Raw genomic sequence first — 24,134 nt, forward strand, 5'->3', positions numbered from 1 at the left:
GCGGCGCCCATCATGACCACCTCCACCGTTCTCGTCGTCGACGACGACCGCGCCAACCTCGACTCCGTGACGCGCATCTTCCAGCGGGAGAACATGGCCACGCTGTCCGCCGCCAACGGGACGGAGGCGCTGGAGATGCTGCGCCGTCCGGAAGTCACGGTGATGGTGACGGATTTGATGATGCCCGGCATGGACGGGCAGGAGCTGCTCCGCGCGGCGCGCACCATCCGCCCCGACGTGGAGGTGGTGCTGATGACCGCCTACGGCACGGTGGAGACGGCCGTGGCGGCGATGAAGGACGGCGCCTACGACTTCATCACCAAGCCCCTCAAGCGCCACGCGCTGGTGAAGGCGGTGCAGAAGGCGCTGGAGAAGCGGGCCCTCGTCTCGGAGAACCAGACGCTCAAGGCGAAGCTGGCGGAGATGAGCGCCGCGGGCGGGCGCACCATGGTGGGCCAGTCCCCCGCCTTCCGCGCCATGCTGGACACCATCCGCCAGGCCGCGCCCTCCACCGCCACGGTGCTGCTGCTGGGCGAGTCCGGCACCGGCAAGGAGCTGGCCGCGCGCTCGGTGCACGAGTACTCCAGCCGGGCCAAGGGCGCCTTCGTCGCCGTCAACTGCGGCGCGCTACCGGAGAACATCCTGGAGGCGGAGCTGTTCGGCGTGGAGCGCGGCGCCTTCACCGGCGCGGTGGCCCGACGCGAGGGCCGCTTCGAGCGCGCCCATGGTGGCACCCTCTTCCTGGACGAAGTCGGTGAGATGCCGCTGCCCGCCCAGGTGAAGCTCCTGCGCGCGCTGGCCGAGGGCGAAATCGAGCGGCTGGGCGGCACGCAGATCGTGAAGGTGGACGTGCGGTTGGTGGCCGCCACCAACAAGGACCTCCAGAAGGAGGTGGCCGAGGGGCGCTTCCGCGAGGACCTCTACTACCGCCTCAACGTGGTGGAGATCCGCGTCCCCGCGCTGGCCTCGCGCCGGGAGGACATCCCCCTGCTGGCGGACGCGTTCCTGCGCCGCTTCGCCGCCAAGAACGGCAAGGTGCTGCGCGGCTTCTCTCCGGAGGCGCTCCAGACGCTGGAGAACTACGCCTGGCCCGGCAACGTGCGAGAGCTGGAGCACGCCGTCGAGCGCGCGGTGGTGCTCGCGCGGGGCGAGGTGCTGGAGGCCAGCGACCTGCCCGAGTCGGTGCGCAAGGGCCCGCTCGGCGCCGCCTCCCAGCTGGTCATTCCCATTGGAACGCCCATGGAAGAGGTGGAGCGCCGGGTGATCCACGAGACCTTGCGCCACACCAAGGGCGACAAGACGCTGGCCGCCCGGCTGCTGGGCATCGCGGCCCGCACCATCTACCGCAAGCTGGAGCGCGAGCAGTCCAACGGCGGCGAGCCCCCCGCCGGAAGCGAGGACTGACAGGCCGTCACAAAGGCCCCCACCTGGCTTTGACAATTTGTCCCAAGGCTCGGGGCAGCTCGCTCAGTCGCCCGGAGCTGTCCCTCATTCCGGAATAATTTCGAGCGCTTGGCCGTCCCCCTTGATTGGCCCCACTGGCCCGCGGTGGCACCTGGCTTGCTCTCCACGGGTTCGGCTTTCTCTCGGAAGCGTGATGGAACTCTTCTTTCGAAAATACTTTTGGACGGTGAACCTGCTGTTCGTCCTCCTCGTCGCGCTGCTGGCGGCGAAGACGGTGAACCTGTTCGTCGAGTCCGCCATCTCCCCGGTGCCCACGTCGGGGGCCGCCGCGCGCGCGCCCGCCAACGCCCGGCCAGCCCAGTCCGCACTGGCGCTGCCGGACATGGAGCAGCTGTCCCGGGTGACTGGCATCAAGATTCCGGAGCCGGAGGTCGCGGTGGCGGAACCCACCGCGCCTCAGGTCGACCCCAACGCAGCCCCCGTGAAGAGCGGCCTGCGCGTGAAGCTCCTGGGCACGCTCGTCGCGGGCAACCCCGACTGGTCCTTCGCCTCCATCCAGGACATGGTGACGCAGCGCTCGCAGACGTACATGGTGGGCAATGCCCTGCAGGGCGCCACCGTGCTCGAAATCGAGCGTGAGCGCGTCATCGTCCTCAATGGCGGCCGCAAGGAGTTCATCGACGGCAACCCGGGCGACGGCGCTCAGGCCTTCACGCCGCCCACGCCTCCGGTGGCGCAGGCGAACACCGCGTCCACCAGTGGCATCCGCGCCGTCAGCGACAACGAGTACGAAGTGCCTCGCGCGGAGATCGACAAGACGCTCAACAACCTCAACGACGTGGCCATGCAGGCGCGCATCGTTCCCGCCTTCAAGGACGGCCAGGCCGTGGGGTTCAAGCTCTTCTCCATCCGCCCGGACTCCATCTACTCGAAGATTGGAGTCCAGAACGGCGACGTCATCCGCCGCATCAACGGATTCGACCTCAACAGCCCCGAGAAGGCGCTCGAGGTGTATTCGAAGATGAAGGACTCATCCCGCATTGAAATCGAGATCGAGCGCAACGGCGCGCCGATCCGCAAGTCCTACAACGTCCGTTAAACCCCACGCCGCGCCCGCTCCTCCATGAAGACGCTCCCGTCCTGGATGCTCTGCCTGTGCCTCGCGCTCGCCGTCCCCGCGCAGGCGCAGCGCCGCCCCCCTCCGCCCGGCACCTCCGCGCCTTCAGCGCCGGGTGAGCGGACCATCACTCCCCAGTCGTCGCCCCCGGGCGCCGACGAGTCCAATCAGGGTTCCCGGCGTACGCCCACGTGCGAAGAGGCCCGGCGCAACGCGCGCTACGGCATCTACTTCGACAAGGTGGAGATCGAAAAGCTCGTCCAGACGGTCGCCGACGCCACCTGCCGCACGTTCATCCTCCCGGAGAACGTGCGCGGAAAGATTTCCATCATCGGCCCGGAGAACGGCCGCGTCGAAGTGGACGCCGACGCGTTCTACTCCGCCTTCCTGGCCTCACTCGACGCCAACGGGCTCGCCGCGTACCAGTACGGCCGGTTCATGAAGATCGTCGACAAGCGCTCGGCGAAGCAGAACCCCATCCCCACCATCGTCGAGGATGGCCAGCCGTACACGACCAACGAGCAGATGATCACCAAGCTGTTCCGCATCCGCAACGTGGAGGTGGAGCCCCTGCGCGGGGTGCTGCAGCAGCTGGTCTCCAAGGACGGCGACACCATCCCGTATCCGCCGGACACCATCATCGTCAACGACGTGGGCTCCAACATCCACCGCCTGGAGCGCCTCATCGACCAGTTGGACACGCGCGCGGCCAGCGACGAGCTGCGGGTCATCCAGGTGCAGTACGCCTCCGCGCAGGACGTGGCCACCACGGTGCAGCGCCTCTTCGAGGCCAAGGGCGCCCGTCCCGGTCAGCGCCCCGGCACCTTCACCCAGGGCGTGCCGCCCGCCGGACAGCCCGGTGGTGAGGTGATTGCCCAGCCCGCCTCGGGCGGCCAGGAGGCGTCCGCCGGACCGGTGACGCTGTCGCAGATCATCCCGGACGAGCGCACCAACAAGCTCATCATCGTGGCCAGCCCCGCCGCGTTCGAGCGCATCCAGGACATCGTCACGCAGATCGACATCCCCTCCGGCACGGGCGGTCGCATCAACGTCTACTACCTGGAGAACGCCAACGCGGAGGAGCTGGCCAGCACGCTCCAGTCGCTGGCCCAGGGCACCGCGAACCGGCCGCGCTCGCCGATGCCGAACATGCCCCAGGGCGCCCCGCGTCCCGCCGGCACCACCCAGGCCGCGGAGCTGTTCAGCGGCGAGGTGAAGATTTCGGCCGACAAGGGCACCAACTCGCTGGTCATCGTCGCCAGCCAGACGGACTACAAGAACATCGTCCAGGTCATCCAGCAGCTCGACACGCCGCGCCGCCAGGTGTTCGTCGAGGCCGTCATCATGGAGGTGAACCTGGACCGCAACGCCGAGTTCGGCGTCAACCTGCACAGCGGCTTCGCGCTCCAGACGGACCGCGGCGCGGCGCCCGGCCTGATTGGCACCAACAACGGCGGCCAGGGCCTTCCGCCCTCGCTGAGCCTGGCGAACCTGGCGTCCTTCGGCGGCTTCCTCGCGGGCCTTCAGGGTCCGGTGATTCCGGCGCTGGAGAAGCTGGGCCTGGACATCCCCGCCTTCGGCGTGGTGCTGCACGCGATGCAGCAGAGCTCCGACGTCAACGTGCTCTCCACGCCGCACATCCTCACCAGCGACAACGAGGAGGCGGAAATCACGGTGGGCCAGAACGTGCCCTTCCAGTCCGGCTTCTCGCCCTCCTCGCTGGGCTCCCAGGTGGGCGGCGCTGGCGGGGCGGCGGGTGGCCTCAATCCGTCGCTGCTCGCCGGTCTGGGCGGTCTGGGCTCGCTGTACGCGCCCATCCAGCGCCAGAACGTGGAGCTGAAGCTGACCGTCAAGCCGCAGATCAACGACAGCGACTACATCCGCATGGTCATCACGGAGCAGACGGAGGAAATCGCCTCCAATGACCCGGTGCTCGGTCCGACGACGAGCAAGCGCAGCGCGAAGACGACGGTCATCGCCAAGGACCAGGAGACGGTGGTGCTGGGCGGCATCATGCAGGACCGCACCATCGAGTCCGTCACCAAGGTCCCGGTGCTCGGCGACATCCCCATCATCGGCAACTTCTTCCGGGAGACGTCGCGCAAGAAGACGAAGACGAACCTGCTGCTGTTCCTGACGCCCTACATCATCCGGGGCCCGGAGGACTTCCGCACCATCTTCGAGCGCAAGATGAAGGAGCGGCAGCAGTTCGTGGAGCAGTTCTACGGCCAGGTGCCGGGCTACGACGTGGCGGTGGACTTCAGCCGCAAGCCCGGTCCGCTGTCGCGCATGAACCAGGCCGTCATCCGGGAGCGCAACCGCGCGGAGAACGGCGGCCCCGGGCTCCACGGGGAGAAGGTCATCGGTCCGAGCTCCTCCTCGCCTGCTCGCCAGGACTCCGCGCCGTCCACGCGGCCCACGCCTGCCCCGTCGCCTGAGCCGGAGGTGCGGGAAGTGGCTCCGCCCCCCGCGGGTTCCGAAGAGTCAGCCCCCGCGGCCCCGACGCCCGAAGCGCCGTCTCCGGAGTCCTCCGGAGACGCGTCGCCAGAGCGCCTGCGCATCCAGCCTGAATCGGGGAACTAAGAGCCCATGAACGTGACCGCCGACCCCACCCTCGCCACCGCCGCGCCCGGCGCGGCCACCGCCCGGAACGACTCCACCCAGGTCGTCGCCCACGGGCAGGCCTTCCTCTGCGGAAGGCCCCTGGGGGAAATCCTTCGCGCGCTCGTCCCCTCGCTCACCGAGGAGAAGCTCCACGAGGCGCTCGCCGCCCAGGAGGAGAAGGGTGGGCGCATCGGTGAGGTGCTGGTGGGCCTCAAGGCGGTCTCCGAGGAGGACGTCGTCAAGGCCCTGGGGCACCAGTTGGACCTGCCCTACCTGGCGCGCATCTTCACGGAGGAGGTGGACGCGGAGCTGGTCAAGCGCATCCCCATCAACTTCGCCAAGCAGTCGCACATCCTCCCGCTGTCCGTGGAGGGTGACGCGGTGGTGCTGGCGGTGGCGGACCCGCTGGACACGTCCACCATGGACCACGCGCGGCTGCTGTTGGGGCAGAGCATCAGCCCCCGGCTCGCGCTGGCCTCCACCATCACCGACGCCATCAACAGCGTCTATGACCGCTCCATCAACGAGGCCGAGCAGCTGGTCGACGAGATGGAGACGCAGGACCTGGACGCGCTCGCCCACGAGCTGGACGAGCCGCAGGACCTCCTGGACACGGACGACGAGGCACCGGTCATCCGGCTGGTGAACTCCGTGCTCTTCCGCGCCGCCAAGGAGCGCGCGAGCGATATCCACATCGAGCCCATGGAGCGGGAGCTGCTCGTGCGCTTCCGCGTGGACGGTGTGCTCCAGGAAGTCATCAAGCCGCCCAAGCGCTACCAGAACGCCATCGTCAGCCGCGTGAAGGTGATGGGGCAGCTCAACATCGCGGAGAAGCGCCTTCCGCAGGACGGCCGCATCCGCATCAAGCTGGCCGGCCGCGACATCGACATCCGTCTGTCCACCATCCCCACCACGAACGGGGAGCGCATCGTCATGCGTCTGTTGGACAAGACGGCGACGCTCCTGGACCTGGCGGAGATTGGCATGAGCCAGGTGACGCTCCACGCGATGGAGGCGGTCATCAAGCGCTCGCACGGCATCGTCCTCGTCACCGGCCCCACGGGCTCCGGCAAGACGACGACGCTCTACGGCGCCCTGTCGAAGATCAACACCTCCGACCTGAACATCCTCACCGTCGAGGACCCGGTCGAGTACCAGCTCAAGGGCATTGGCCAGATGGCCATCAACCCGAAGATCGGCCTCACCTTCTCCCAGGGCCTGCGCTCGTTCCTCCGCCAGGACCCGGACGTCATCATGGTGGGCGAGATTCGCGACAAGGACACCGCGGAGATCGCCATCCAGGCCTCCCTCACGGGCCACCTGGTGCTCTCCACGGTGCACACCAACGACGCCGCGGGCGCCGTCACCCGTCTGGTGGACATGGGCGTGGAGCCCTTCCTGGTGGCCTCGTCGCTCACCGGCATCCTCGCCCAGCGACTGGTGCGCCGGGTGTGCCCCGACTGCCGCGTGGCCTACCAGCCCACGGACGTGGAGCTGAAGGAGCTGGGGCACTCGCTCGCCTCGTTCAAGGCGCGCTACGGGACGGACCGCATCTACAAGGCCGTGGGCTGCCCCACGTGCAACCGCAACGGCTACCGCGGCCGCACGGGCATCTACGAGTTCCTGCCCGTGGACGACGACGTGCGCCAGTTGGTGCTGAAGAACGTGGACGCCTCCACCATCAAGAAGTCCGCCACGAGCAAGGGGATGATCACCCTGCTGGAAGACGGCGCGCGGAAGATTTCGCTGGGCGAGACGACCATCGCCGAAGTGCTGAGCATCACCCAGGAGGACATGTAACCGACAGCTCCTCCCTGGGAGGGGCCGGGGTCATCGAGCCATGCCGGTCTTCGAGTACAGAGGTCTCAATTCCGCGGGCAAGCAGATCAAGGGCCTGTTGGAAGCCGACTCGCCCAAGACGCTGCGCTCCAAGCTGCGCGCCGACGGCGTGTTCCTCACGGACGTGCTGGCCCAGGCGGAAGGCAGCCGGGGCGCGGTGTCCAAGGGCGCCAACGCGGCGCAGGTGTCGCGCGACATCGACCTGCGCAAGCTGGGCCGGGGCCGCGTCAACACCGACGACGTCGCCATCTTCACCCGGCAGCTGTCCACGCTGCTGGGCGCCGGCGTCACGCTGGTGGAGTCGCTCACCGCCCTGGTCGACCAGGTGGAGAAGGAGCGCTTCAAGCGCGCCCTCTCCGACATCAAGCAGCGCGTCAACGAGGGTTCGACGCTGGCGGACGCGCTCGCTCAGCACCCGAAAATCTTCCCCAACATCTACGTGAACATGGTGCGCGCGGGCGAGGCGTCCGGCGCGCTGGACGCGGTGCTCACGCGCCTGGCCGACTTCACGGAGAACCAGGCCCGGCTGCAGCAGAAGATCCTCAGCACCATGCTCTACCCCGCCATCATGATGGTGGTGGGCGGCGGCATCCTCGTGGCGCTGATGGTGTTCGTGGTGCCGAAGGTCACCAAGATCTTCGAGACGATGAAGGCCACGCTGCCGTTGAGCACGCGCATCCTCATCGCCACGAGCAACTTCTTCCAGAACTGGTGGTTCGTCGCCGTGCCGATGATGGCCCTGGGCGTGTGGCTCTTCATGCGCTGGACGAAGAGCCCCAAGGGCAAGCCGAAGTGGGACCGCTTCGTGCTGAAGGCGCCCGTCGTCGGCAGCCTCGTCCGTCTGCTGTCCATCTCCCGCTTCGCCCGCACGCTGTCCACGCTGCTCAAGAGCGGCGTCCCGCTGCTGGCGGCCATGGACATCGTCAAGGCCATCATGACGAATACCGTGCTGGCCGAAGTCATCGAAAAGGCCCGCGACTCCATCCGCGAGGGCGAGAGCATCGCCACTCCGCTCAAGCGCTCCGGGGAGTTTCCGCCGCTGGTGTACCACATGGTCGCCATTGGAGAGCGCTCCGGACAGCTGGAGGACATGCTCACCAACGTCGCGGACAACTACGAGACGCAGGTGAACGTGCGCATTGGCGCACTCACCTCGCTCCTCGAGCCCCTGCTCATCGTGGTGATGGGCGCGGTGATTGCATTCGTCGCCCTCTCCATCCTGTTGCCGATTCTCCAGGTGAACTCGGCCATCCGGTGAGGTGCCAGGGACATGACGAATGACACGCTCGACCGTTGGATTCAGCGCGCGACGCTCGCGGCGATGATTGCCCTCGCGGCGGCGCTGGTGACGGTGGGGGCCCGACTCTACGGGCCCCGAGCCCCCGTGCCGCCCGCAGGGGTGGTGGACGGGCCCCGGGCACCCTGACAGGAAGTCCTGAACACGATGCGGTGGCTTGCCAGAAAGTCACCCCGAGGTGAGAGCAGACATGAGCCAGAACACCCACTCGCAGCAGCGCCGCCGCCGCAACCGCCGCGGCATGACCCTCATCGAAATCATGGTGGTCATCACCATCCTCGGCCTCATCGCCGCCGCCGTCGGCGTGGCGGTGATTCCGCAGCTCGAGGCGGCCCGAAGGGACAGGGCCTCCCTGGATATCAAGAGCATCCAGGGCGCGCTGAAGCTCTATTACACGAAGAAGGGGAAGTACCCGGACACGTCCTCGGGCCTCAACGCGCTGGTGGAGACCCAGTCGCTGGAGCAGATGCCCAAGGACCCGTGGAACAACGACTACGTGTACCTGAACGAAGGCGGCAAGCCCGTCATCATCTCCTACGGCGCGGACGGCACCGCCGGCGGCGAGGGCAACGACGCGGACATCTCCTCCGCGGACGGCGCCTCCGCCAAGAACAAGTGAAGAAGTAGCGCACCCCGCGTGTTGACAGGGCTTCGGGTATGAACGTGCAAACCTCACTTCCATCCCAGATGCCCTCGCCCGCGGGGGCCCTGCGCCCCCAGACGAAGGGGCGGCTGCTGCTGGCGGCCATCTTCCTGGTGGCCACCGTGCTGGCGTTCGTCCTCGTGTACGTGACGGACGACCGCTCGCTGGTGCCGGAGCAGCGCCGGGCTCGCGGAGAGATTCGCAAGCTGGAGGGCCTGTTCAAGGCGCACAACCGGCTGATGGGGCGCTTCCCGTCGAAGGAGCAGGGCTTCACGCCGCTCATCGAGGCGAAGCTCATCGACTCCGTGCCGTTGGACCCGTGGGGTCACCCGTACGTCTACTGGATGGATGGCAGGAATGGCGCCGTCATCTCCTACGGGGCGGACGGGAAGAAGGGCGGCGTGGGAACGGACGCTGACCTGAGCAGCGGGGGCGTGCTGACGGACTGGGGGCAACCATGACGCGTGTCAGGACAGCGACCGGGCGGCGCACGCTCCACCGAGCCCAGCGCGGCCTGACGCTCATCGAGATCTCCATCGCCATCATCATCGTCGCGATGCTGTTCTCCGCGGCGGTGATGGGCATCGGCTCGCTCACGGGCGCCAAGGCCAAGGGCGCCGCGGGGGAGCTTGCGGGCACCATCCGCTCGCTCTACGACTCGGCGGCCCTGCGCGGCAAGACGTGCCGGCTGGTCTTCGAGATTCCGGACCCCAAGGAGGAGAAGGCCACGCGCTACCATGCCGAGTGCGCCGAGAGCGCGGTGACGACGTCCAGGGACCGCGACACCGCCCTGCGCGACGAGAACCGCGAGCGCGAGCAGGCCCGGCGCTCCAACCGGGGCAACACCCAGGGCAACGAGGAGCGCCGCAGCTACGTGGCCTCGGGCGGAGACGCGCCCAGCGCGCAGGAGCTGATGGACGGAGAAAAGGAGCGCGTGCAGAACGCGGCGCGTTTCTCCTCGTTCACCTCGGAGGAAGTGCCGGCCAGGGACCTGCCCGCGGACGTGCGCGTGTCGGTGTGGACGCGCCAGCAGAAGGAGGCCGTCGACAACGGCGTGGCGTACCTCTACTTCTTCCCGCAGGGGTACACGGAGAAGGCGTACGTGTACGTGAGCCAGGGCGACAACGCCTGGACGCTGGACGTGTCCCCGCTCACCGGCAAGGTGACCATCGCGAACGACGTGCTGGAGGTGCCGCGATGAGGCGCGCCTCGGGCTTCACGCTGCTGGAAGTCGTCGTGGCGCTGGCCATCCTGGGCCTCGCGTTGATGGCCATCTTCGACCTGAACGCGGGCGCGGTGTCCAACCACGTCTACACCAAGCGCCTCACGGTGGCCTCGCTCCTGGCGCGCGCGAAGATGACGGACGTGGAGCAGAAGCTCTACGACGACGGCTTCTCGCCCGACGACGACGAGGAGTCCGGCGACTTCTCCGACGAGGGCTGGTCCCAGTTCAAGTGGAAGGCGCGCATCATCGCCCCGAAGCTGGACGGCGTGTCGCCGGACCAGCTCATCGGCGCCCTCTTCAACCTGCCCATCGGCGGAGGGGACTCGGATGACCCGATGAGCGGCATCGCCAGTCTGTTCGGCGGAGGTGCCGGTGGCGGCAAGGATGGCGCCTCCAGTGGACCGCAGCCCGCGGGCGGAGGCCTGGGGGGCGCGGCCATGGGCATGGCGCAGCCCATGTTCACGCAGATGGTGCAGCAGCTCACCCAGACGGTGCGCGAGGTGCACCTCACCGTGTACTGGCAGGAGGGCACCCAGTTGGAGAGCATCGACCTGGTGACGCACGTGGTGTCGCTCGGGCCGGGCTCGGACCGCAACGGCGGCTTCACGGCCACGCAGGGCACCACGCCGGGCGCCGACAACCAGTGGGTGGACCCCGACAGCCCGGGGATGATCGTGCAGAACCCCATCCCCGGCCCCAACGGCACCATGCTCCATCCTGAGACGCGCAAGCCGCTGATGCGCCGCTCGGAGTGGCTGCAGCGCGCCAATGGCGGCAGCCAGCCGCAGCGAGGCGGCGGTAACGGCGGCGTCGTTCCCAACCCGGGCGGCGGCATCTTCGGAGGCGGTCGTCCGTCGATTCCGAACTTCCCCGGCATGCAGCAGAGGAACGACCGATGAGGACCGGGCGCGCGCGCGGCTTCACGCTGATGGAGGTCATGGTGGCGGTGGCCATCACCGCCCTGATGGGCACGGTGGTGGCCATGGCCTTCCAGACGGGCCTGACGGCGAAGGAGTCGGTGGAGGAGGACGCGGACCGCTACCGGCAGGTCCGGGTGGCGATGAACCGGATGGCCCGGGAGATTGGCTCCGCGTACGTGAGCGACAGGTTCGACCTGAAGCGCTTCCGCGACCAGCAGGACCGCCCCACCAACTTCGTGGGCGAAAGCGACCGACTGCTGTTCACCACGTTCGCCCACCAGCGGCTGTACACGGACGTGAAGGAGTCCGACCAGGCGGTGGTGGAGTACTTCCTGGAGGCCTCCGACGACCGGGCCGCCAAGGGCCGCGTGGACCTCAAGCGCCGCGTGAATCCCAACGTGGATGACCGCATGGACCGGGGCGGCACGACGGACGTGCTGTTCGAGGGCGCCAAGAAGCTGGAGTTCGAGTACTGGAACTCCGAGAAGAAGGAATGGGATGACGAGTGGGACACCCGCCGCACGGAGCAGAAGACCATCCTGCCCACGCGCGTGCGGATGTCGATTACCGCCGTGGACGAGACGGGCAAGGAGGCGCGCTACTCCACCCAGGCGCGCATCATGTTGAACACCGAGCTGCCGAGGTACTGATGCCCCTGCCCTTCTTCCAGCAGACGCCCCGGCGGCGCCGTCCCAGTCCGCCCACGTCCGGAGCCGCGCGCGGCCCTGGTGGGGAGCGGCGCCCGCGTGGCGTGGCGCTCATCATCGCGGTGGTCTCCATCGCGCTCCTCACGGTCATCGCCACCGAGTTCGCCTACAACAGCCGGGTCGACCTCCAACTCGCGGCCAATCAGCGGGACGAGGTGCGCGCGTATTACATGGCGCGCTCGGGCGTGGCGCTGTCGCGGCTCCTGCTTCGCTTCCAGAAGCAGGTGGACCAGACGCCCATCCCCAACCCCGCGTCGCTGCTGGGCAGCCTGATGGGCAACCAGGGCAATCAGGGCAACACCCCGCAGCCGACGTCGCTCAACCTCCAGCTCTGGAAGATGGCGCGGGTGGACTGCCACATGCTCAAGGGCATGGTGAAGAGCGAGGGCCTGGAGCCCGAAAACGACGCTCCGCCACTGGCCCCCGTGGACGAGGACGACCCGAACTTCGACATGAAGGACGGCGAGGACCCGGCGTCGCGGGAGATGTCGCAGCAGATGACGCGCCGCTCGTTCGGCGGCTTCGAGGGCTGCTTCCTGTCCACCATCTCCGACGAGGAGGAGAAGCTCAACGTGCACCGGCTGGTGGCGGGCGCGGGCGACGCGCTTCCCACGGCGCTGCGGATGTTGGACATGCTCGAAGACAAGCGCTTCGAGTTCCTCTGGGAGCGCGACGACGCGAACAAGGTCCGCGGCAATCCGCGGGAAGTGATGCTGGCCATCAAGGACTGGGCGGACGACGACGAGACGGGCTCCACCATCAACCCGGCGGACCCCGTCAACCCCATGCCCTCCGGCTTCTCCGACGAGGGCTCGCCCTACAGTCGCTACGAGCCGAGCTACGAGCCGAAGAACGCGCGCTTCGACAGCATCGACGAGCTGTACCGGGTGCACGGGGTGAATGACCAGTTCATGTCGGCGTTCCGTGACAGGCTCACGGTGTACCCGGACATCAACTCCCGGCCCAACATCAACACGGATGACCCGGTGATGATGGGGCTGGCCATCATGTCCGTGGCGGACCCGGCCCGGCCGGACCCGCGATTGAAGGACCCGGTGTTCCTCAACGAGCTCATCACCCGCATCCGCAGCGCGCGCATGTTCAGCTTCTTCGGCATGGGCGTGCAGGACTTCGTCGCCGTGGTGGAGAGCGCGGGCATCGTCGTCAATCCCGCCGTGAAGTCCAACGTGGCGGGCAATCGCCTCATCGGCGACAAGAGTCAGACGTTCACCATCAAATCCGTGGGAGAGGCGGGCAACGTGCAGAAGACGCTGACCGCAGTGGTCCGGCTGGACGACACGCTGGGCAGGCTCCTGTACTGGAGAGAGGAATAGCATGGCCCGCATTCTTGGCCTCGATTTGGGCAGCCACTCCGTGAAGGGCGTGGTGCTGGAGGCGCGGACGAAAGGACACGCCACCCGGAGCTACGTGGAGGTGCGCCGCGCCCAGGAGGGCGAGCGCGCCGACACGCTGCGCGCCGCGGTGCAGGAGCTGATTGGCAAGCTGCCACCAGGTCACGCCGACCAGGTCGTGGTCGCCCTGCCCGGCCCCGCGCTCATCACCCACTCGCTGAGCCTGCCGTTCTCCGACGGGAAGCGGATTGAAGCGACGCTGCCCTTCGAGATTGGCAGCCTGCTCCCGTTCGACATCTCCGACGTCGTCTACGACTACCAGGTCGTGGGCCAGAAGGAGACGGACGGCAAGGAGAAGGCCAGCGACCTGCTGGTGGGCGTGGTGCGCAGGGCGGAGCTGAAGTCGCTGCTCGACCTGCTGGGCGAGCTGAAGGTGGACCCGCGCATCGTCACGCACCCGGCGCTGGCCTACCAGAACATGCTCCAGCAGGCCGCCAGCCTCTTCGAGGGCAGCGGCGAGGGAGGCGTGGTGGCCGTGGTCGACATGGGCCACGAGCGCACCTCGGTGGCCATCGGCCGGCCGGGCACGGGCGTGCAGTTCGCGCGCACCTTCGCGGGCGGCGGCAAGGACTTGAGCAAGGCGCTGGCGACGGAGTTCCAGACCTCGCTCGCCGAAGCGCATCACTGGAAGGAGCAGCACGGGGCCATGGCCAGCGCGGCGCAGGGGCCGGACGCGGAGCGCGCGGCGGCGGCCTTCGTGCGCGGGCTCCAGCCGGTGCTGCGCGAGCTGCGCCCCACCCTGAAGGCCTACACGGCGCGCAGCCGCCAGCAGGTGGGCGCGCTGGTGCTGTGTGGCGGCTCGGCGCGGATGCCGGGCCTGGCGGAGCAGCTCTCCCGGGACTTGAACCTGCCGGTGCGCGTGCTGGCGCTTCCCGCGGACACCTCGGAAGCGGTTCCCTCCGCGGAGCAGCCGTCCGCCGCGCAGGCCTACGCGCTGGCGCTGCGAGGCAACGCCACGGGCGCGCGTGCGCCGCGCTTCAACTACCGACGCGACGACCTCGCCTTCAAGGGCGACTTCGACTACGTGAAGGACAAGCTGGGCCTGCTGGCGTCCTTCGCCGCCACGCTCTTGCTCTTGCTCATCGCCTTCGGCGTGGTGCGCAACTCCGTGCTGTCGCGGCGCGAGGCGCAGGTGGACGCGGCGCTGTGCGAGACGACCCAGCGCATCCTCGGCAAGTGTGAGAAGGACTACAACCGCGCGCTGAACCTGCTCAAGGGCGTGGAGAGCCCGGCGGCGGCGCTGCCCCGGATGTCCGCGGTGAACCTGCTCGCGGAGGTGACGCAGAAGGTGCCCACGGACCTGCCGGTGAAGTTCGACCGCATCCAGATCGACACGGACCGCGTCATCCTCCAGGGGGAGACGGACTCCTCCAAGCAGGTGGATACGCTGTCCAACGCGCTCAAGAACCACGCGTGTTTCAAGGAAGTGAAGCAGGGCAAGGTGGAGCGCACCCGCGACGGGCAGAAGGTGACGTTCCGCCTGGACGTGCAGGTGCAGTGCCCTGGTGCGGAAGGGGGGGAGAGCTAGTCATGGCCAGGCTTCAGGAAGTGCTCGCGCCGGTGCAGACGTGGTTCGAGCGGTTGAGTGACCGTGAGCGGCGGATGGTGTCCATCGCCGGCGCGGCGGTGGCGGTGTTCGTCGTGTTCGCGGTGCTGATGACATTCGCCAACACCGCGTCCGGCTACCGCAAGCGCACACAGGACAAGCTGGCGAAGCTGCAGGAGGTGCAGGCGCTGGCGGCCAGCTATCGCGAGGCGCAGGCGTCGCGGCAGGCGGTGGAGACGCAGCTGACGTCCAGCAACGTGCAGCTCATCACCTACATCGAGGACAAGGCCACGGCGGCCGGGCTCCAGGTGCCCAACATGACGCCCAAGGGCGACGTGGGCGTGGGCGATGGGAAGATCATGGAGAGCTCCGTGGAGCTGACGTTCTCCGACGTGGACCTGCGCAAGCTGACGGACTTCATGCGCACGGTGGAGAGCGGTCCTGGCGTGGTGAAGGTGAAGTACCTGCGCATCGAACCGAGGCCGAACGACACGCTGACGGCGTGGACCACCGTGGCCACCTACCGGATGAAGCAATAACCCATGTCCTCTGACACCAAGCTCGCGCGCTGGAAGATCATCCTGGGCTACGGCGCGTTCGCGCTCGTGGCCTTCATCCTCTGCCTGCTCATCACCTTCCCGTACGACACGGTGCGCACGCGCCTGGTCTCGGAGGCCGCGCAGGCGGGGCTCGCCGTGCGCATCGGCTCGTTGAGGCCGGGGCTGGCGGGTGTCACCGCCACCAACGTGCGGGTGAGCAAGCCGCCCCAGCCGCTGAGCGCGGAGACGCTGGCGATGCTCGTCAGCGGTGAGGGCACCCTGCCGGGCGCCGCGGAGCTGGGCGAGGCGGTGGTCATCGACAGCGTGGCGGTGCGCCCCACCCTCTTCCCGCCGGGGCTGGCCATTCGCGCCAACGCACTGGGTGGAACGGTGGCGGGCTCCATGGGCTGGCTGGGCGACATGAAGGTCCGCGCGGAGCTGGACGGGCTCAAGGCCAGTGGTGGCAACCTGCCGGCCTTCCTCGGGATGGACCTGGATGGCGAGCTCAATGGCGTGCTGGCGCTGACGCTGCCCAAGGGCAAGAGCCCGGAGCCGGACCTGTCCCAGGCGAACGGCGAGCTGACGCTCGACTCACAGGGGCTCATCATCAAGGGCGGCAAGGCGTCCATCCCCATGGGCGGTGGCAACTCGATGCCCATGGAGCTGCCGCAGGTGGCGCTCGGCGCGCTGGTGGGCCGCATCAACTTCGAGAAGGGCCTGGGCACGGTGCAGGAGCTGCGGCTGAAGGGCGAGGACGTGGAGGCGCTGGCCACCGGCACGCTGAAGCTGGGCAAGCGGCTGGAGTACAGCGAGCCCGCCATGGATGTGAATCTCCGGCTGGACCCGGAGGCGCAGAAGCGGCTGGGCCTCCTGGCGGCGGGAATCACCATCTTCCCCCCGGACAAGAAGGACCCGAGCTTCCGGGCGGCCAGGCTCGGCGGCTTCCTCAACCGGCCCACCTTCCTGCCCCGTCGGTAGCACGCGGCACCTGGGGGCGCGCCCAACCCGACGCGTGGGGTTGAAGTCAGCGCGCCGGGACGTGTAAAGCGCGGGCGCACAGGAGGGTCGTGGATGCCGGAGCTGGTGTTTTTTCGTCGTGGCGAGGAGGTGTTGAGGGTGGGCGTGGACCGGGCACGGTTGGTGCTCGGGCGCGGCGAGCAGAGCGACGTCGCCATTCCGGACCCGGAGGTGAGCCGTCAGCAGGTGGCGCTGCTGTGGGACGGGACGCGGTGCCGGGTGCAGGACCTCTCCGGCAAGGGCACCGTGGTGGGCGGCACGTCCGTCACCGACGCCGAGCTGCCCGACGGCGCCGACCTGGTGCTCGGTCAGTGGCGCGCGGTGTTCCGCCTGAGCGGCGGCGGCGAGGGCGCGGATGTCGCCACCGAGGTGGGCCACACCACGTCCATCCAGAAGGACGCGCAGGTGCCGCGCTGGCAGCCGGCGCAGGTGCGCGTGAAGCAGGGCCTGAACGAGTCGGTGCACCGGCTCACCGGGGACAGCTTCACGGCGGGCAAGGACGCGGGCTGTGACCTGGTCCTCCAGGACCGGTTCGCCTCCAGCAAGCACCTGAAGGTGACGCGGCGGGAAGGCACGTTCCACGTCGTGGACCTGCGCTCCACCAACGGCACGTGGCTGGGGCCGGTGCGCCTGTTCGAGGCGGAAGTCACGCTGCCCACCACGCTGCGGGTGGGTGAGACGGAGCTGGTGCTGGAGGTGGCGGCGACGGGGTCCAAGAAGGAAGTGGCCTCCTTCCACGGCATCATCGGCAACGACACGGCGGTGAAGGGGCTGGCGGACCTCATCGAGCGCGTGGCGCCCTCCACGGCGGCCGTGACGATTCTGGGCGAGTCCGGCACGGGCAAGGAGCTGGTGGCGAAGGCCATCCACCAGTGCTCACAGCGGGCGAACAAGCCGCTGGTGCCGGTGAACTGCGCGGCCATCTCCAAGGAGCTCATCGAGAGCGAGCTGTTCGGCCACGAGAAGGGCTCCTTCACGGGCGCGGCGAACGCGCGCAAGGGCGCCTTCGAGGAGGCCGACGGCGGCACCCTCTTCCTGGACGAAATTGGCGAGCTGCCGCTGGACCTGCAGGCGAAGCTGCTGCGCGCGCTGGAGAGCGGAGAAATCAAGCGTGTGGGCGCCAGCCGGCCCATGCACGTGGACGTGCGGGTGGTGGCGGCGACGAACCTGGACCTGCTGGCGGCGGCTCGCGAGGGCAAGTTCCGCGAGGATTTGTACTACCGCCTCTGCGTGATTCCGTTGCACCTGCCGCCCCTGCGCAGCCGCAAGAGTGATTTGCCCGCGCTGGCCGAGCACTTCGTGAAGGTGTACGCGCCGCGAGGGCAGACGGTGAGCTTCTCGGCGGCGGCGGTGGAGCGGCTCCGCGGACACATGTGGCCGGGCAACATCCGCGAGCTGCGCAACGTGGTGCACCGCGCGTTGCTGTTCCGCAAGGGCCCGGTCATCGACGCGGCGGACCTGACGTTCGACCAGGAGATGAACAAGGAGACCGGCATCGCGGTGCCGGAGCTGCCTCCTGGGATGACGCTGGAGCAGATGCTGGAGAAGCTGGAGCGGCAGATCGTCGAGGCCGCGCTGCGCCGGTACAACAACAACCGCGAGCGCGTGGCTCGCGAGCTGGGCGTGGCCCGCTCCACCCTGTTCAAGCGCCTGAAGGACTGGGGCCTGACGAAGCAGGACGAGCAGGAGTAGCGCCCACGACAGCCCCGCCCTTCAGGCGTCATGAAGGGCGGGCGCGCCGGGTCTCGCTCAAAGGCCCCACGGCTTGGGGACATCCTTCCAGGCAATCATCGGCGGGCGCACCGCGTCGCGGGGCCCGTCGAGCATCAACACCGCGAATCGCTCGGACCGCAGCGCCGCGTCGACGTGCGCGAGGAACCGTTCCCGTTTGACGACGCCCAACCCCGAGTCGGCGACGATGACGATGTCCGTCGAAGCCGTCGCCACCTCGAAGTCGAGCAACTTCCGCTCCAGCCAATTCAGCGCGGTGGGGAATCGGTCGGGGTCGATACCGAGCTGAACACAGAGCGCTCGGCCAACCTCCATGGGCTGGCGCAACTCCTCAGCCACCGCACGGGCCGCCGTCAGGCGCCTCAGTCGGTCCCACCAACCGCCCCCCCGGTCCGTGAACGAATTCGCCACGGTGACACGCAGTGCCCCCGCGCCCGTCATCACATCCAGGGCGTCCCGCAGGCGACGGAGCGCTGGGCCATATGACGGCATCGCCAGCCTCGTGCACTCCCCCCGCACGAATTCAATGGGCGGAATCCGGAACGAGTCCACCACCCCACCGCCCAGCCTCATCTTCTTGTCCATCCACGACCTTCCTCCGTGAATGACACGGAGCCAGGCGGCGTTCGACCCGGCCGTCAGAACACCCCGTGAACCCCGCCCACGTCCCGCGCCACGCGGCCCCAGGACACCGTGAGCCTACCCACCTTCATGCCCTGAAGTACGAGCGGAAACCCGGCACCGGGTTCCTGTCCGTACCGCCAGATGTGCGGTGGAAAAACCCCACCGCCACGGGCCGATAGACCCTTTTCGCGACCGGTTCGTTCCAAGGGAGGTCCCCGCTGGGGTGTTCAGGAGCCCACCCGTGATGCACGCCGCAGTCATCGACCTTCCGCCTCTGACTCAGCTCTACAACGAGCACCGTGCCCGCGCCCTCGCCATCGCCCGCCGCATCGTCGGCGACGCGGACGATGCGGAGGACGTGGTGCAGGACGTCTTCGCCCGACTCGCCTGGAAGTCTCCTGGCTACGGCGGACGCGCGGCCTGGACCACGTGGCTCCACCGCGTCATGGTCAACAGCAGCATCAACTGGCTGCGCGCACGCAAGCGCCGCGAGCGACTCAGCCTGGAGCCTTCCGAGCCCCTCACGCCCGAAGTCCAGGCGGTGGGCGCGGAGCTGGAGCGCCACTTCACCGACGCCATGCAGGAGATCAACGAGCAGCAGCGCCAGGTCCTCCACCTTCGCGAGGTGCGCGGTCTCAGCTACCCCGAAATCGCCCGCCTGCTGCGCATCCCCGAAGGCACCGTGAAGAGCACCCTGCACCGCGCCCGGCAGCGCACCTTCGGCCTCATGGAAGAGCGCGGCCACCACCCCTGAGGCACACGGCGCTACTCCAGCGCCCGAAGCTGGAGCTTCTCCCGAGCCTCCAGCCACGACGCGGGAATCGCCGCCCTGCCCGTGACGAGCACGACGATGCCGCCCACCATGGCGCACGTCGTGTCCATGTCGCCCCGCCCGGACACCGTGGACCACAACGCGTCCTCGTAGTGCTCCAGGTGCCGCACCGCGCACCACACCACGAAGGGCACCGTGTCCTCCGACAGCACCTGGAAGCCACTGCCCAGCTCCTTCGCGGCCGCCGTCGGCGTCGTCTCCAGCGACCAGCCCCGAGCCTTCTCCAGCCCGCGCCGCGTGGCCCCGTTCGGCGTGTACTCCAGCACCACGTCGAAGAGGTTGCGCGCCCGCCCGCGCGTCGCCGCGTCCTGACTGGCCCACGCCGCCGCCACCGCGACGGCCACGGCGCCCGCCTGTCCATCCGGATGGTAGTGCGTCACCTCCGCGGACAACCGAGCCTCGTCCGCCGCGCGCCGCAAGTCGCCCGCGAAGTAGGCGCCCAACGGAGCCACGCGCATCGCCGCGCCGTTGCCCTTGGACCCCGTGCCGTCGAAGACCTGGGACGACGCGGGCAGCCAGTGCATCCCCAGGTGGATGCGCTCGAGGATATCCAGCGCCGTGCCGCCATAACCCCGGTAGCGATTGGCGCGGTAGCGCTTGCCGAACAGCTGCGCGAGCCGCTCCTGCTCCACCTGCCCGTGCTCGTCGAGCACCTGGACGATGGAGAGCGCCATCTCCGTGTCGTCCGTGTACGGCCACGGAGCGGAAGGCGGCCTGCGCGCCTCCACCCACTCCGCCACCAGGCTCCGCGCCGCGAAGAACCGCTCGCCAAAGCCATCCCCCACGGAGAGCCCCTCCAACGACAACAGGGCTCGCGACATCCGCTCCGCGTGGTCCGCCGGTCTGCCAGTCGAGGACATGACGCCAGTCAACACCCGGCGCCACCTTCGTGTCAAATCGACACTATTCAACTACTCGTCACCCTTCGCGCCGACGAACTGGTCACCCTTGTCCTTGAAGAGGACGTTGAAGTTGGTGAGCGAGCCGTAGACGCGGGTGATGTAGCTCTGCATCTCCACCTTCTCCGCATCGGACAGCTTCGGATGGGCGTTGAGCTTCTGCTCGAGCACTCGGAGCCTGTCGCGCACCATGACGACCTTGTGGAACAGGCTGTCGATGGGCAGGTCCTTGGCCTGCAGCTCCGGGTTGCCCGGAACCAGGCGCACCATGCCGCCCTCCCACTTGCCAGCGAGCGGGGGCGCGTCGGTCAGGCCGGACGCCTCCCGGAAGATGTCCATCAACTCTTCACGCGTCATGTTCAGCCCTTCCAGGTCCACGACTTCATTGGGGTCCACCCGGCGGCGAATCACCACCGGGGCCACGCTGCGCGCGGTCCGCTCGCGCGAAGCAGAATGCGCCGCCGGGGCCACGGCCGTGCCTCGGGGCGCGTACTTGTCACAGATGGGGGCGGACGGAGGGAACATGCCCCGCGAGGACTGGAGCCGACACGGCCCCACCCAGCCCCGGCGCTCATCCACCGAGTGAGGGCTCCACAGCTTGCAGTTGCCGCACACCTGCTCTTCCGGCCGGAAGGTGGGCAGGGGCGGAGCGGTGTCCGCCGGGTCTGTCATCAGCGCGTCTCCCCTGCGACCTTCGGGCCCTTGCGCACGCCCAGCTCCCTCAAGAGCGTGTCCGCGTTCTCCACCTGGTCCAACATCCACAAGACATACCGCACGTCCACGTTGACGTTGCGGGCCACGTCCGGGTTGTAGCCGAAGTCGTTGGCCACGTTCTCCCAGACGCGGTCGAAGTTGACGCCCACCAACTGCCCCTTGCCGTTCACCGTGGGGCTGCCGGAGTTGCCACCCGTCGTGTCCGCGTCCGCCAGGAAGTTCACCGGCACGTCCTTCAGCTTCTTGTCCGCCCACGCGCCAAACCGCTTGGACTCGGCGACCTTCGACACGCGCTCCGGCACGTCGAAGGGCTCCTCGCCGGTGTGCTTGGCGAGCATGCCCGTAAGCGTCGTCTGCGGCGTGTACACCGCGCCGTCTCTCGGCGAGTAGCCCTGCACCTTGGCGAACGTCACGCGCAGCGTCCCGTTCGCATCCGGCGCCACCGGCTTGCCCGCATGCGCCAGCACCGCCTTGCGCCAGTCCGGACGCAGCCGCAGCGACATGCCCTGGCGACGGTCTCCCACGTCGTCCAGCGCCTCCAGCTCCCGCGCCAGGTCCGCGCCGAACGCCAGCATCGGGTCCTTGCGCGCCTCCAGCTGCGCGACCGTCTCCGTCGCCATCTTCATGCGCTCGGACAGCGTCAGCACCTGGGTGACGGCATAGAGCGCGTCCACCTTCGCGGCGACGTCCTTCTCCACGAACACCTTGCCGAAGTGCTTGTCCACGGCGGCGATGCGCTCGTCCGCGCCCAGCGCCTGCGCGCGCCGCACGTAGGCCATGAGCAGCCGCTTCTCCGCCGGCAGGAACACGTTCTTCTGCTCGCGCTCCAGGCGGTCCTTGATGCGGGCCTGCTCGCGCTCCATGTACTCCGGGCGGCGCTCCAGGTCCGGCTTCGCGCGCTCCGCGGCCAGCCGCGACAGCGTCACCGCCAGCGCGGGGCCTCGGGCCAGCCGAGAGGTCGACCCGAGCAGGAACTCGCGCTCGAATACCTTCGTGTTCGCCTTCTGCTCGGCCAGCAGCGCGTCGCGGGCCGTCAGGGCGCTCGCCCACTTCGCGCTGTTCTTGCCGGCCCAGGCTGCCACGTCCGCTTCGGACTGGTGCTGCTTCTCCACCAGCTTCCCGCGCTTGAGCCCCGCGAGCTGCCCGCCCGCGTTCTTGTGCACGTTGTGCAGGCTCTTGACGGTGGACGCGACGGCGATCTTCCCGGCCGGGTCCTTGTCCCCTTCTTCCTCCAGGATGCGGATGGCCTCGCCGAACACGTCGCGCATGCGCGGGTAGAGCCGCGACTGGCGCTCCGCCATCTCCTCCGCGAGCAGCGCGCGGTAGGTGCGGCCCGGGTAGCCGAGCACCATCACGAAGTCGCCCGGCTTCACGCCCTCGGTGGCCAGCGGGAAGAAGAACTCCGCCTTGAACGGCACGTTCTTCTCGCTGTACGGCGCCGAGGCCCCATCCGGCGCGGTGTACGCGCGGACGATGGCGAAGTCACCGGTGTGGCGCGGCCACATCCAGTTGTCCTCCTCGCCGCCGTACTCGCCCACCGCGCGCGGCGGCGCGTAGACGAGCCGCACGTCCACCAGCTCCACCGCGTCCACCAGCGTGTAGTTGACGCCGCCGTCGAACGTGGACACCTGGCAGCGCGTGGCGGGGCGCTTCTCGCACTCGGCCACCAGCTCCTTCTGCTTGCGCTCGATGGCCTTGTAGCGGACCAGGTCGTCCGCGCCCTGCGGCACCGCGGCGAGCACCTGCGCCGTCACGTCCGTGAAGCTGCGGGGCACCTGCACCCGCGCGCCCTTTCCGGGCAGCTCGTCCTTGCGCTCCGAGGCCAGGAACCCCTGGGTGATGAGGTCCCTCTGGGGCGTGCTGTGCTCCTGGATGACGCCGAAGGCACAGTGGTGGTTGGTGATGACCAGGCCCGTGGAGGAGATGAAGGCGCCGGTACACCCACCCACGTTCACCGCGCCCGCGAGCAGGCCGGTGCCACGCTTGGGGTCCCAGAGCTTCCGGGGAGAGACCTGGAGCCCCTGGGCGCGAAGCCACGCCGGGTCCAGGTCCAGCACCTGCTGGGGGGTCCACTTCCCTTCCCCGGCCAGAGCCGGGGCAGCCACGAGCGAGAGCAGGAGCAGCGCTTTCTTCATGGAGAACTCCCTACCCCGTCCGGCGCCCGGAGGCGACCCCCTCGGAGGGTCCGACGCTTCGCGGCAAGCCAGGAGTTTCCCGGGAAGAGGGACCGAGCTTAAGTGTTGGGGTGTCTGATGGAGGGGAGGCCCGGAAAACGATGAGGACCGCCAGCGGAGCAAAGCTCGACCTCGGCCGCCTGGCCCTCCTGCTCGCCATGCTGGGAGTGGGTTGGTATTTCTGGGACTCGCCCGTCCTGTGGCCCCTCAAGGTGCTGGTGGTGATGATGCACGAGAGCGGGCACGCGCTCGCCACCCTGCTGCTGGGTGGGTCCGTGGACCGCATCCACCTGATGGCCGACCAGGGGGGCCTGTGTATGTCCCGCCTCCCACCGGGCGTGCTGCGACAGGTCGTCCTGTACTCGGGAGGCTACCTGGGGAGCGCGGTGGCCGGGGCCGGGCTGCTGATTGCCACCTTCCGGTTCCAGCTCCGCCGGGGCGTCCTCGTGGCCGCCTCCGCGTGGCTCGTCATCATGGGCCTGCTGTACGCGGGCGACATGTTCACCCTGGCCTTCTGCGTGGGCACCGCGGTGGTGATGGGCGCGTGCGCGAAGTGGCTGCCGGATGGCGCGGTGGACCTCCTGAACCTCTTCATCGCCGCCTTCACCGCGCTGTACGCGGTGTTCGACCTCCGCGATGACCTCTGGAACAGCACCGTGCGCGCGCAGAGCGACGCGGCGCTGCTCGCCGACGTCACCTACGTGCCCTCCATCGTGTGGGCCGCCTTGTGGACGCTGCTGGCCGTGGGCCTGCTGGTCGTCGCCGCGTACTGGTCCCTCCACGCTCGACCCCGGGGCATCCAGATGCCCCCGGTGGGCACCCGGGCCCGCCGGGCCTGAGCCGCCACTTCATACTCCGTGGCAAACGCAACATTGAAACAATTACAGAAC

At 68.7% G+C, this 24,134-nt stretch carries 22 protein-coding genes; 18 read left to right on the top strand and 4 right to left on the bottom strand.

The annotated features are described in order from the left end of the window. Nucleotides 1–12: 12 nt before the first annotated feature. From HUA75_RS20865 to HUA75_RS20940, 16 genes are all read left to right on the top strand, one after another. Complete coding sequence (locus HUA75_RS20865) at nt 13–1,404, top strand: sigma-54 dependent transcriptional regulator (protein WP_141647404.1); 1,392 nt, start codon at nt 13–15, stop codon at nt 1,402–1,404. 193 nt (nt 1,405–1,597) lie between these two features. Beyond that, on the top strand, nt 1,598–2,503 hold the full coding sequence (gspC, locus tag HUA75_RS20870) for a type II secretion system protein GspC (protein WP_141647405.1): 906 nt from the start codon (nt 1,598–1,600) through the stop codon (nt 2,501–2,503). Between the two features lie 24 nt (nt 2,504–2,527). Then, entirely contained in the window at nt 2,528–5,104 is a 2,577-nt protein-coding gene (gene gspD, locus HUA75_RS20875; protein ID WP_174457159.1) for a type II secretion system secretin GspD, read from the top strand. Nucleotides 5,105–5,110: 6 nt separating this feature from the next. After that, a complete protein-coding gene (gene gspE / locus HUA75_RS20880) occupies nt 5,111–6,925 on the top strand; it encodes a type II secretion system ATPase GspE (RefSeq protein WP_141643871.1) in 1,815 nt (604 codons plus the stop codon). A gap of 40 nt (nt 6,926–6,965) precedes the next feature. Beyond that, on the top strand, nt 6,966–8,222 hold the full coding sequence (gspF, locus tag HUA75_RS20885; RefSeq protein WP_141643870.1) for a type II secretion system inner membrane protein GspF: 1,257 nt from the start codon (nt 6,966–6,968) through the stop codon (nt 8,220–8,222). Nucleotides 8,223–8,234: 12 nt separating this feature from the next. Continuing rightward, complete coding sequence (locus tag HUA75_RS20890; protein ID WP_174457160.1) at nt 8,235–8,390, top strand: hypothetical protein; 156 nt, start codon at nt 8,235–8,237, stop codon at nt 8,388–8,390. A 61-nt stretch (nt 8,391–8,451) separates the two neighbouring features. Then, a complete protein-coding gene (gene gspG / locus HUA75_RS20895) occupies nt 8,452–8,880 on the top strand; it encodes a type II secretion system major pseudopilin GspG (RefSeq protein WP_141643869.1) in 429 nt (142 codons plus the stop codon). Between the two features lie 38 nt (nt 8,881–8,918). Continuing rightward, nucleotides 8,919–9,365: a type II secretion system protein GspG gene (locus HUA75_RS20900; protein ID WP_141643868.1), complete on the top strand. Its 447-nt coding sequence runs from the start codon at nt 8,919–8,921 to the stop codon at nt 9,363–9,365. Further along, entirely contained in the window at nt 9,362–10,105 is a 744-nt protein-coding gene (locus HUA75_RS20905; RefSeq protein WP_141643867.1) for a prepilin-type N-terminal cleavage/methylation domain-containing protein, read from the top strand. Before HUA75_RS20900 ends, HUA75_RS20905 begins: the two co-directional genes overlap by 4 nt. Then, nucleotides 10,102–11,028: a prepilin-type N-terminal cleavage/methylation domain-containing protein gene (locus HUA75_RS20910; RefSeq protein WP_141643866.1), complete on the top strand. Its 927-nt coding sequence runs from the start codon at nt 10,102–10,104 to the stop codon at nt 11,026–11,028. The genes HUA75_RS20905 and HUA75_RS20910 overlap by 4 nt, the downstream gene beginning before the upstream one ends. Beyond that, nucleotides 11,025–11,699, top strand: a complete 675-nt coding sequence (locus HUA75_RS20915) for a type II secretion system protein J (protein WP_141643865.1) — start codon at nt 11,025–11,027, stop codon at nt 11,697–11,699. Before HUA75_RS20910 ends, HUA75_RS20915 begins: the two co-directional genes overlap by 4 nt. Further along, complete coding sequence (locus HUA75_RS20920) at nt 11,699–13,090, top strand: general secretion pathway protein GspK (RefSeq protein WP_141643864.1); 1,392 nt, start codon at nt 11,699–11,701, stop codon at nt 13,088–13,090. The genes HUA75_RS20915 and HUA75_RS20920 overlap by 1 nt, the downstream gene beginning before the upstream one ends. A gap of 1 nt (nt 13,091) precedes the next feature. Beyond that, nucleotides 13,092–14,696, top strand: coding sequence for a pilus assembly protein PilM (gene pilM, locus HUA75_RS20925; protein ID WP_174487376.1), 1,605 nt, complete (start codon nt 13,092–13,094; stop codon nt 14,694–14,696). A gap of 2 nt (nt 14,697–14,698) precedes the next feature. Continuing rightward, nucleotides 14,699–15,253, top strand: a complete 555-nt coding sequence (gspM, locus tag HUA75_RS20930) for a type II secretion system protein GspM (RefSeq protein WP_141643862.1) — start codon at nt 14,699–14,701, stop codon at nt 15,251–15,253. A 3-nt stretch (nt 15,254–15,256) separates the two neighbouring features. Further along, nucleotides 15,257–16,231 (top strand): type II secretion system protein GspN, encoded by a 975-nt coding sequence (gene gspN / locus HUA75_RS20935; RefSeq protein ID WP_141643861.1) that lies wholly within the window; start codon nt 15,257–15,259, stop codon nt 16,229–16,231. 93 nt (nt 16,232–16,324) lie between these two features. Further along, a complete protein-coding gene (locus HUA75_RS20940) occupies nt 16,325–17,962 on the top strand; it encodes a sigma 54-interacting transcriptional regulator (protein ID WP_141643860.1) in 1,638 nt (545 codons plus the stop codon). Nucleotides 17,963–18,019: 57 nt separating this feature from the next. On the opposite strand, the gene HUA75_RS20945 is transcribed toward HUA75_RS20940, so the two are convergent. Then, the gene (locus tag HUA75_RS20945; RefSeq protein WP_174487377.1) at nt 18,020–18,586 is read right to left on the bottom strand and encodes a hypothetical protein; all 567 of its coding nucleotides are present in this window, start codon (nt 18,584–18,586) and stop codon (nt 18,020–18,022) included. Nucleotides 18,587–18,869: 283 nt separating this feature from the next. On the opposite strand from HUA75_RS20945, the gene HUA75_RS20950 reads away from it, so the two are divergent. Then, nucleotides 18,870–19,379: an RNA polymerase sigma factor gene (locus HUA75_RS20950; protein WP_141643873.1), complete on the top strand. Its 510-nt coding sequence runs from the start codon at nt 18,870–18,872 to the stop codon at nt 19,377–19,379. Between the two features lie 11 nt (nt 19,380–19,390). Here HUA75_RS20950 and HUA75_RS20955 read toward each other — a convergent pair whose 3' ends face one another. Genes HUA75_RS20955 through HUA75_RS20965 form a run of 3 tightly spaced genes read right to left on the bottom strand, consistent with a single transcriptional unit; the run spans nt 19,391 to nt 23,205 of the window. After that, complete coding sequence (locus HUA75_RS20955) at nt 19,391–20,317, bottom strand: ADP-ribosylglycohydrolase family protein (protein WP_174487378.1); 927 nt, start codon at nt 20,315–20,317, stop codon at nt 19,391–19,393. Nucleotides 20,318–20,368: 51 nt separating this feature from the next. After that, nucleotides 20,369–21,028 (bottom strand): hypothetical protein, encoded by a 660-nt coding sequence (locus tag HUA75_RS20960; protein WP_174487379.1) that lies wholly within the window; start codon nt 21,026–21,028, stop codon nt 20,369–20,371. After that, nucleotides 21,028–23,205, bottom strand: a complete 2,178-nt coding sequence (locus HUA75_RS20965) for a S46 family peptidase (RefSeq protein WP_174487380.1) — start codon at nt 23,203–23,205, stop codon at nt 21,028–21,030. Before HUA75_RS20965 ends, HUA75_RS20960 begins: the two co-directional genes overlap by 1 nt. Nucleotides 23,206–23,345: 140 nt before the next feature. On the opposite strand from HUA75_RS20965, the gene HUA75_RS20970 reads away from it, so the two are divergent. Continuing rightward, a complete protein-coding gene (locus HUA75_RS20970) occupies nt 23,346–24,083 on the top strand; it encodes a M50 family metallopeptidase (RefSeq protein ID WP_141643856.1) in 738 nt (245 codons plus the stop codon). The last annotated feature ends 51 nt before the right edge of the window (nt 24,084–24,134 follow it).

Source organism: Myxococcus sp. CA040A (genome assembly GCF_013336725.1).
GTDB lineage: Bacteria > Myxococcota > Myxococcia > Myxococcales > Myxococcaceae > Myxococcus > Myxococcus llanfairpwllgwyngyllgogerychwyrndrobwllllantysiliogogogochensis.